The 8,934-nt window shown below is 72.9% G+C and carries 11 protein-coding genes; 1 reads left to right on the forward strand and 10 read right to left on the reverse strand.

Translation table 11 applies throughout. From position 1 onward, the window contains the following. From ACWD3D_RS28315 to ACWD3D_RS28360, 10 genes are all read right to left on the reverse strand, one after another. On the reverse strand, positions 1-566 hold a 566-nt coding region (locus ACWD3D_RS28315), incomplete at its 3' end, for an ABC transporter permease (protein ID WP_451463622.1). Next, positions 559-1,287, reverse strand: coding sequence for an ABC transporter ATP-binding protein (locus ACWD3D_RS28320; protein WP_451463623.1), 729 nt, complete (start codon positions 1,285-1,287; stop codon positions 559-561). The genes ACWD3D_RS28315 and ACWD3D_RS28320, both read right to left, overlap by 8 nt. Positions 1,288-1,289: 2 nt before the next feature. Beyond that, on the reverse strand, positions 1,290-1,487 hold the full coding sequence (locus tag ACWD3D_RS28325; RefSeq protein ID WP_451463624.1) for a hypothetical protein: 198 nt from the start codon (positions 1,485-1,487) through the stop codon (positions 1,290-1,292). A 308-nt stretch (positions 1,488-1,795) separates the two neighbouring features. Next, positions 1,796-1,975 carry a daptide-type RiPP gene (locus tag ACWD3D_RS28330; RefSeq protein ID WP_266707780.1) on the reverse strand — a complete coding sequence of 60 codons (180 nt, stop codon included), beginning with the start codon at positions 1,973-1,975 and terminating at the stop codon, positions 1,796-1,798. A 92-nt stretch (positions 1,976-2,067) separates the two neighbouring features. Further along, on the reverse strand, positions 2,068-2,256 hold the full coding sequence (locus ACWD3D_RS28335; protein WP_266707782.1) for a daptide-type RiPP: 189 nt from the start codon (positions 2,254-2,256) through the stop codon (positions 2,068-2,070). 126 nt (positions 2,257-2,382) lie between these two features. Further along, positions 2,383-3,588 carry a daptide-type RiPP biosynthesis dehydogenase gene (gene mpaC / locus ACWD3D_RS28340; protein WP_451463625.1) on the reverse strand — a complete coding sequence of 402 codons (1,206 nt, stop codon included), beginning with the start codon at positions 3,586-3,588 and terminating at the stop codon, positions 2,383-2,385. Then, positions 3,588-4,895, reverse strand: coding sequence for a daptide-type RiPP biosynthesis aminotransferase (gene mpaD, locus ACWD3D_RS28345; RefSeq protein ID WP_451463626.1), 1,308 nt, complete (start codon positions 4,893-4,895; stop codon positions 3,588-3,590). Before mpaD ends, mpaC begins: the two co-directional genes overlap by 1 nt. After that, positions 4,895-5,731 carry a daptide-type RiPP biosynthesis methyltransferase gene (gene mpaM / locus ACWD3D_RS28350; protein ID WP_451463627.1) on the reverse strand — a complete coding sequence of 279 codons (837 nt, stop codon included), beginning with the start codon at positions 5,729-5,731 and terminating at the stop codon, positions 4,895-4,897. The genes mpaD and mpaM overlap by 1 nt, the downstream gene beginning before the upstream one ends. Then, positions 5,728-6,915: a daptide biosynthesis RiPP recognition protein gene (gene mpaB / locus ACWD3D_RS28355; protein ID WP_451463628.1), complete on the reverse strand. Its 1,188-nt coding sequence runs from the start codon at positions 6,913-6,915 to the stop codon at positions 5,728-5,730. Before mpaB ends, mpaM begins: the two co-directional genes overlap by 4 nt. Next, entirely contained in the window at positions 6,908-7,888 is a 981-nt protein-coding gene (locus tag ACWD3D_RS28360) for an LLM class flavin-dependent oxidoreductase (RefSeq protein ID WP_451463629.1), read from the reverse strand. Before ACWD3D_RS28360 ends, mpaB begins: the two co-directional genes overlap by 8 nt. Before the next feature lie 311 nt (positions 7,889-8,199). On the opposite strand from ACWD3D_RS28360, the gene ACWD3D_RS28365 reads away from it, so the two are divergent. Further along, positions 8,200-8,850 (forward strand): GntR family transcriptional regulator, encoded by a 651-nt coding sequence (locus tag ACWD3D_RS28365; protein ID WP_451463630.1) that lies wholly within the window; start codon positions 8,200-8,202, stop codon positions 8,848-8,850. Positions 8,851-8,934 lie beyond the last annotated feature (84 nt).

The following is an 8,934-nucleotide window of genomic DNA, read 5'->3' on the forward strand; positions in this document are numbered from 1 at the left end:
AGGCCGCCGCTGACCAGCCAGGTGCTCAGCAGCATCACGACCACGGCGACCACCTGTTGACGGATGATCAGTCCGAGCAGGCAGCCCCACAGGGCGCCCGCCACGACGACCCCCATCACGCCGAGCAGCGTCCAGGTCGCCTCCCGCGTCCACTGCGGTCCGAAGTCCTGACCGGCCAGGAAGACCCACGGGCTGACGGCCGCCAGGATTCCGGCCCCTGCGGCGAACACCGCGCCGGTGGCCGCGGCGACCGTGAGCTTCGCACCGAGCACCCGCAGGCGGCTGCCGCCGAGCAGTGTCGTCCGCATGATCGAGCCGCTGGAGAACTCGCGGGTCACCGCGAGCATGGTGGCGAGCGCGGCGACCAGCTCCACCATGAACCAGCCCTGCACCAGGGACGCGGTGGTCTGCTCCACGGTGGTGGTGCCCTGCTCCAGCTCGTCCAGCGCCTGGGTGAGGAACCCGGCGTCGGCGAGGACGCAGAGCAGCGTTGCCGCGAGGGCCAGCGCCCACCAGGCCTTGCCGGTCCACACCTTCTGCCATTCGGAGGCGATGAGATCACGCATGGCTGGGCTCCTTGCCCGCGGTGCCGGCGAGTTCGAAGAAGCGGTCCTCCAGGCTCACCGAGCCGTGCCGGGTGAGATCCGCCGCCGTTCCGCTGTACCGCAGGGTGCGTTGCAGGATGACGATGTCGTCGGCGATCTGCTCGACCTCGGCGAGCAGGTGGCTGGAGAGCAGTACGGTCCGGCCCTCGTCGGCGAGGGACCGCAGGAACTCCCGCAGCCACCGGATGCCGTCCGGGTCGAGGCCGTTGGCCGGTTCGTCGAGGATGAGAAGCTCCGGGTCGGCGAGCAACGCCGTTGCCAGTGCGTGGCGTTGGCGCATTCCGGTGGAGTAGCCGCGCAGTTTGCGGTGCGCGTCGCCCGCCAGGCCCACGCGCTCCAGGACCTCGTCCACCCGCTTCCCGCCCAGCCCCAGCGCGCTGGCCCAGACCCGGAGGTCGCCCCGCCCTGTGGCCGCGTTGGACGGGCCGATGCCGTCCATGGAGACGCCCACCCGGTGTGCGGCGCGTGGGAGTTCGGCGTACGGCAGGCCGAGGACGGTGGCGCGTCCGGCGGTGGGCCGGGCGAGGCCCAGCAGCATGCGCAGGGTCGTCGTCTTGCCGGCCCCGTTGCGTCCGAGGAGTCCCACGACCCTGCCGGACGCGACCCGGAAGGACACGTCCTCGACGGCGGTCAGCTCGCCGTACCGCTTGGTGAGGCCCTCGACCTCGACTACGTCGGTCATGGTCAGGCCCTCCCCCGGGCGCGGAGGTAGAGGCCGAAGCCGGCGATCGTCAGCAGCTCGACGCCCACGCAGACCAGCAGGGCGACGGTCCGCGTACGGCCGCCGGTGAGTGCCGAGACGATGCCGGGGGCAGCCATGAAGACGACGAGCCAGCAGCCCGCGAGGGCCCACGGAAAGCCGCGGGAAGCAGCCTGGGACATGGAGGGAACTCTCCTTCGGTCGTGCGGGTCCTGCGCTTCGGATCAAAGGGGGCGGCCCGCCGGTGCGTCGCCGTCGGCGCGGTGCGGGGCGGACCGGAGCGAGTGCGGGAGGGCCGCCGAGGCGGGCGCGGAGTCGTCCGGCGCGTACGGGGGCATACTCGGAGATACGGGAGCGGTGCGCCGCCGCGCCGGGGGTCGCCCGGGCACGGCGGCACGGCGAGCGCCGCACGTAGCATCTGGCCGGGGCCCTGTTCCGGATGCACTAGGCCTGCATCCGGAACAGGGACACCCGTGGCGTGCCGGACCGGTCAGGTCGCGACGACGACCGAGGTGATGACCAGCGAGGCGTAGGTGGTGCTGACGGCCGCCGACACTCCGAAGCTGACCAGGAAGCTGTTCCACCAGTCGGGGGCGTCCATGCCCTCCAGCTCCTCCATGTCCAGTTCCTGCATGGCCAGTTCGAGGGCCGAGTTGTTGTTCTCCTGCATAGCTTTCACCTCATTCTGTGTGTGTACCGCGTGGGTCGTACGGGTTACCGCTCGGCGGGTGGCGGCCCGGTGGGGCCGGACCCGGGAGTGGATCAGGTGGCCAGCGTGATCAGCGAGACGTAGGAAACGACCGCGCCCGCGCTGAGACCGCCGACGAAGCTGAGGACGTCGCTCCAGCCGAAGGGCGCGTCGAGCGCCTCCAGCTCCTGCATGTCCAGCTCGTGCGCCTCCAGCTCCTGAAGAGCCAGCTCCAGAGGGGCCTTGGTGTCCGTGTTCTGCATGGGTTCTCCTCCTTCCGGGATGTTGCTACCGGTGGTGCGTCCGCCGACGGGTGCCGGCGGAAGTCTGTGGGTGTGCGGCCTCCACCGCGGGTGCCGCCCGGGGACGGGGCTCACCGCGGGGCCGGCTCAGGACGGGACGGGGACGCGTACCGCCTCCGACAGGGCGGCCCGGACGTCGGGCAGGGCGAGCGCGCCGAGGGTCGGCAGCCCGTCGCCCCAGGCCCGCATGGTGGCGCGGGCCACCTCGGCGGTCCGCTCGGGCGTCGCGTGGAGGTCCCGGGCGATGGACCAGTCGTCCAGCAGGGCGGTGATGCCCGCGACGGGGTCCTCGGGCGTCGGCACCGACCGGCCGTCCGCGACCGCCCGCCAGAGCCGGGCGAGCCGGGACGCGGAACCCCAGCGGGTGTCGCCGTCCGCGATCCGCCGCCACAGGGGCGGCAGCAGGGCGGCGGCGGCCGTCATCTTGCGGACCCCGAGAGCGGTGGAGAGTTCGTTGGCGAGGTACCAGCCCTTGCAGGCGGCGGGTTCCCGGCCCAGGTTGAGCCACTGCTGATGGCTCAGCCCGCTCAGCTTGGCGATCTCCAGGCGCAGGGTGTCGTCGGCCTCGCCCCCGGTCGCCCGCGCAGCCGCCACCCGGTCGCCGAGGCCCACGAGGAGCCCCAGCAGCGTCCGCGCGAAGGCGTCCTCGACCGGGAGTTCCCGCAGGTCGCCGGCGTACATCCCGGAGAGCCGGAAGAGGACCTCCAGCACCCCTTCGGCGAGGAGTGCGAGCGGAAGGGTCCGGGTGGCGGCCGGATCGTAGACCGCCACCTCGGGCTGGAGCCCGTTGCCCAGCACCAGCCGTTTCCCGGTGGGCGTGGCCAGGCAGACCGCGCCGCTCAGCTCGCTGCCGGTGCCCACCGTCGTCGGTACGCAGACGAGCGGCAGGCGCGGCACGGACCCCGCCGACAGCAGGATCAGCCCGCTGCGGTGCCGGACCGCCAGCCGGTCGCGCACGTCCGGGTCGGAGCGCAGCAGGACCGCGAGTTTCGCCTGGTCGAGGAGGGAACCGCCGCCCACCGCGACCACCAGGTCGCTGCCGGCCAGCCGTCCGGCGAGCTCCTGGACGCTGTCCAGGTCGCCGGGTCCGGTGAGGACGTCCAGCTCGGTGTCCCAGCCCGCCCAGACCGCCCGCTCCCGCACCCGGGCCACCGCCTCGCCCCCGGCGACGGCTGCGTCCACGAGGACGGTGAGGCGCCGGCCCTCGTGCTGGGGCAGCCACTTGGACAGACCGTCCAGGCCGTACGCCACCCGGGTCATCGGGTGCCTGCTGAGGCTCCAGACCACCTCCATCAGACCGCCCCCGTCCCCGCGCCGACCGCCGCCGAGTCCGTCAGGGGGGCAGCCGCCGTGTGCGCGTCGATACCGACCCGGATGCGGCGCAGGAGTTCGTCGAGGTCCTCGTCCGTGTAGGTCAGCGCGGGCAGGATCTGCACCCCGGACACGCTGGGGTGGACCAGCGCGCCGGCCCGCCGGATCGCCGCGACCAGCGCGGGGACCTCGCCCTGCGGCAGCGGTACGTCGTCGCCGCCTGACCCGCCGGCGGAGAGCCGGATCGACCGGAAGCAGCCCGCTCCGGTGGTCGCGCTCACCCGGGGGTGACCGGCCACCAGCGCGTCCAGCGCGGTGTCCAGCCGTGCCGAGAGGCGGCGGGCCGAGGCGACCGCGTCCAGCCGGCGCATCTCGGCGAGGGTGGCGGAGATCGCCGCGCAGGTCACCGGGGTGCCCGCCTGGGTCTCCCCGTGGACCAGCACGTCCCCCGAGGCGTCGAAGGGTTCGGCCACCGCCCCGGACACCAGGACCGCCGCCGCCGCACTCGTCCCGTTGGTCAGCCCCTTCGACGTGATCAGCACGTCCGGGGGAGCGGGCCACCGCTGGGAGGCGAACAGGCTGCCGGTGCGCCCGAATCCGGTGGCCACCTCGTCGGCGACCAGCAGGAACCCGTGCTTCTCGCGGAGCTCCAGCAGGGTTTCGACGTAAGCGGGGGTCAGCGCCACCGCGCCCGTGCCGAGCACCGGCTCGACCACCACGGCGGCGATCTGCGAGCCCTGCCGGGCGGCCAGCGCACGGATCTCCTCCGGGGCGTTCGGCGACACGTGCCGGATCAGTCGCTGGTCGACCCCGTACACCGGCTGCCCCAGGTTCTCGCCGGTGAGCGCGAACCCGCCGAAGGTCAGACCGTGATAGCTGTCGCGGAGCCCCACCACCAGCTTGCGCTGCCCCTGGCCGCGCAGTGCGTGGTGGTGCCGCGCGAGCTTCATCACCAGGTCGTTGGCGGCGCCGCCGGAGGTGGAGAAGATCACCCGCGCGTAACTGTCCTCGCCGGCCGCCTCCACCAACTCCCGCGCCGCGCGCCGGGCGTAGACGTTCTCGTAGCGGAAGACCGAGAGGTAGGAGGCGTCCCGCAGCGCGGCGGCGCAGGCCTCGGCGACCGCCTCGTTGCCGTAGCCGAGGTTCGCGTTCCACAGTCCGCTGGTGCCGCAGAGGAGTTCGCGGCCGTCCAGGAAGCGGACCCGCACACCGTGCGCGGAGACCGTGCACAGCTCGTCGTCGCCGTGCAGCGCGGGGGCCTGGAGAGAGGGCCAGAGTTCGCTTCCCATCACACGGCCTTCGCTTCCATCAGGACGTCACGGTGTCTGGGACCACTCGCGGGAAGGGTGTGCCGGGCGGTGATCCGCAGCCCGGCGTCCGTGAGTTCGCGCTCCAGCGCGAGGGCCGGCAGGACCCGGATCGACGTGGTGAGCACCTCGATCCGGTCGGCCTCCCGGGCTTCCGCCGCGGGCGGCAGGATCGTGACGCGCCGAGCGGGTGCGCCCTCGGGCCAGTGCTCGATCATCCGGTACCGCCGGCCACTGGCTCCCTGGCCCTCGATGTCGAGGTCGGTGGCGAGGGCGGGACCGTCCTCCGGCTCCACCATGTCCACGGTGGAGAACAGGAACTTCCCCCCGGGGGCGAGATGGGCCCGCACGGCGGCGAACAGTCCGGCCCGGCCCTCGTCGTCGAGTAGCGACACGGAGGTGGTGCCGAGCACCACCAGCCCGAAGGTTCGGCCCAGGTCGAAGGCGGCCATGTCGCCCTGTACGGGTACGCAGCGCGCCCGTACCCCCGCCGGAGCCGACGCGAGGCGCTCCCGCAGCAGGTCCAGCATTCCGGCGTTGAGCTCCAGCGCCGTCACCTCGCGGCCCAGCGCGAGCAGCGGCATGGTCAACCTGCCCGACCCCGAGGCGAGTTCCAGTACCGGGCCGGTCATTGCCCGTGCCACCCGCAGCACTTCGCGGATCTCGCTGGTGTCGGCCGCCGCGAGGTCGTGGTAGACGGGGGCGCCGACCGCGTCGTAGAGGTCGTGCAGCACCACCCGGTCGCCGTACCCGGCCAGCACCTCGCCGGCAAGTCCGGGTGGGTACACCGGAGTCGTAGTCGTCGCTGTCGTGGTCACGCGCCGGTCACCTCCGCCGGGGAGGCGTCGGACGCCGCCTCCGGGAGCAGCGGGACGCCCCGCTCGGCGAAGAAGGCCAGCACCGCCGTCACGGCGGCCTCGGTCAGCGGGGCCGGTGCGTCCTCTCCCGCCTCGGCGCGCGCGTGCTCCAGCGCCGCCCCGGGGGAACCGTGCACCAGCAGCCGCTCGGCGACCCCGGCCGCGGGGCGGCCGAGCCGGAACGTCCGGTCGTGCCCCGGCACGCGCACGTACGCCGCCTCCGGAGTCCAGGCCAGAAAGGGCGCACGCGGGTCGTCGGCGTCGCACGGGCCGTCGACCGACTCCAGCGAGGGCACCAGCCGCCCGCCGAACCCGGAGACCCGCACATCGGTGACCCCGTGCACATGGAGGTCGCGCAGCACGTCCAGGGCGGCCATGTACCGCGCCAGCCACGGGCGTTCGGCAGTCTGCGCGGCGCGTACGCTCTCCGGCACGGCGGTGGTGAGGGAGAGCGGGGCGCCGGTCGCGTCCTCGGCGGCGAGCTCGGCCCACCGGGCGTCCAGCGTGGCGGCCGAGTCGCCCGCGGTGCCCAGCCGGGCGCCCTGCGGGGACACCGACACGCCACCGTCCGCGGCCACCCAGAGCCGGGTGCCGGGTCCGTCGCCGCTCTCGCCGCTGCCCAGCGCGGGAAGGTCCGCGAGCTGGACCGCGGGGCTCACCGCGAAGGCGGCGAACTCCCCCTCCAGTCGGGCCCGGTCGGCGTCCGCGAGGAACGCCTCGAAGTCCGCCTCACCGGCGACCCTCACGAGGGTGGTGCCCAGCAGGGACATGTACGGGCTGGTGCCGTAGTCCTGTACCTGGAGGAAGAGGGCGCCGCCGATCGAGGCGTCGCCGCCCGGCTCGCTGAGCGAGCCCTCGAAGTCCACCACGACGGCGCCCGACCCGTGGGTGCTCCCGTCGCCCTCTCCGGGCGCGTCGCCGGTGTCCCCCGTACCGCCGGGCTCGGCGAAGTCCGCCGCCTCGCGCGGTACGAGCACCAGGGACCGGGGGCCGACGACGTCCGAGGCGAGCAGCGCCGGCAGATGTGCGGCGTCCTCCAGGACCACGGTCGCGGTGCCGCCACCCGGGGTGTCGCCCAGCAGGCGGCGTCCGGTGACCCAGGACCGCAGATGCAGACCGGCACGGCCGATCAGAGCCTCATGCACGGGTTTCCCTCCGATCGGCGCCGACCGCCGTGAGAATTTTCCGCAGATCCTCCATGGCGGCCTTCGGGCCATGGAGATTGGCCACGCCGGTCAGATTGAGGACGATTTCGTCCACCCCGGCAAGGCGGTATTCGTCGAGCTGTTTGGTGACGCTCTCGATGTCCCCGTGAATGAACGCACCGGCATCGGCCATGAGTCGTCCCGCCGATTTCGGATCCATTTTCGAGTAATCGATCCCCGCTTTACCCAGCATGTCGATGTAATGCGGGGCCACCATGTGACCGGAATTGCTGGAGAGTACGAAGTCGGACACGTCGCGTCCGGGGCGCTCCAGCGCCACGGGCACCATCGCCGTCACCTTCGGCTCCGGCCGGCCCGCCGCGTCGGCGCCTTCGCGGAGCGCGGGACGCACCACACCGTCCAGGTAGGCGGCGGGAGTCAGCCAGGTGATCGCCGCATCCGCGACCTCGCCGGCCAGCCGTGCCATGCCGGGCCGCAGCACCCCGAGCCCGAGCCGGACCTCCGGGGACATGACCGGTCCCATCTGGGCGTGGCAGCTGTAGTAGTCGCCGGTCACGTCGACGACTCCGCCGTCGAGCAGCCCGCGCACGATCGTCAGGTACTCCCTGACCGCACCGAGCTGGCTGCGGTACGGCGCGCCGAGCAGGCTCTCCTGGAAGGTCTTGCCGCCGGGGCCGAATCCGGCCAGCACGCTCTCGCCGGTCGCCATCGCCAGGGACTTGACGAGGTGTGCGGCCTCGAAGGGGTGCCGCAGGGGCATCAAGGTGACCCCGAGGCCCGTCGGAACCCGGAATCCCGCACCCGCCACGGCGGAGAAAGTCTGGAAAGGCTCCATCAGGAGGCTCTGTCCCTGCCAGAGCCTCCGGGCCCCCGTCCATTCGACCAGGGCTGCGTAGGGAAGTACCTGTTCGGTGCGCCGCGGCAGAAAAGGAATCAGTACGGAATAGTCCACGTCTTCTCGCCCCCCTTCGTAATGTGCTGGATAGTTTCACGGAGCCGACGGTTCCGGGGAGGGGGTATTGCTGCAGCTTCATGCACTGCCCCGCTGCAGCAAGCTGCATGTGTTTCCCAGGTGGTTTTGCCGCTGATCAGAGGCCCCGGGAGAGGGTTTCGGGCGTGGCCGCCGCCGGTCCGCTTTTCGGGGCGGACCCACGACGACCGGGCTGGGAGGGGGGCGCGGGTGCCACGACCGGGGTGGTCCGCCCCGTCGCGGGAGAACCCTTAGATTGAGCGCCGTCAGGCACTCACCCAGGGAGGGCGCGCATGTCGGAGGAAGTCGGTCCGGGCAGCGGGGAGCAGGCCAAGCAGCTGGCCCTGGCCCGGCTTCGGCAGGCGATTCTGCGGGGCGAGATGGCGCCGGCCCAGCGGCTGGTGGAGACCGAACTCGCCGAGCGGTTCGGGGTGACACGGGCCAGTATCCGTGCGGCGCTGATCGACCTCGCCGCACAGGGGCTGGTGGAGCGCATCCGTAACCGCGGATCCCGGGTGCGGGTGGTGACCGTGGAGGAGGCGGTGGCCATCACCGAGTGCCGCATGGCGCTCGAAGGGCTGTGCGCGGCCAAGGCGGCGGTGCTGGCCACCGGGGCGCAGCGCGAGCGGCTGACCGGCTTGGGCGAGGCGATGGCCAAAGCGGTGGCGGAGGGCGATCCTCTCGCCTACTCCGAGCTGAACCACCAACTGCACACCTGTGTACGGGAGGCTTCCGGCCAGCGGACCGCGGTGGAGCTCCTGGAGCGCCTCAACGGGCAACTGGTGCGCCACCAGTTCCAGTTGGCCCTGAGGCCGGGTCGTCCCCGGCAGTCCCTGGATGAACACCTGGCCATGATCGAGGCGATCGTGGCCGGGGAGCCGCAGGCGGCCGAGCGGGCCGTCCGTGCTCATCTCAGCAGCGTGATCGAGGTGTTGCGCGACTGACCCGGCCGCCCCGCCCCGGCCGGCCCCTGCCTCGCACGGCGGGCCCGGTCCGGCGAAGGCCGCGCAGGCCCGGGTCCGGCGAAG

This window comes from Streptomyces sp. NPDC002690 (assembly GCF_053592415.1).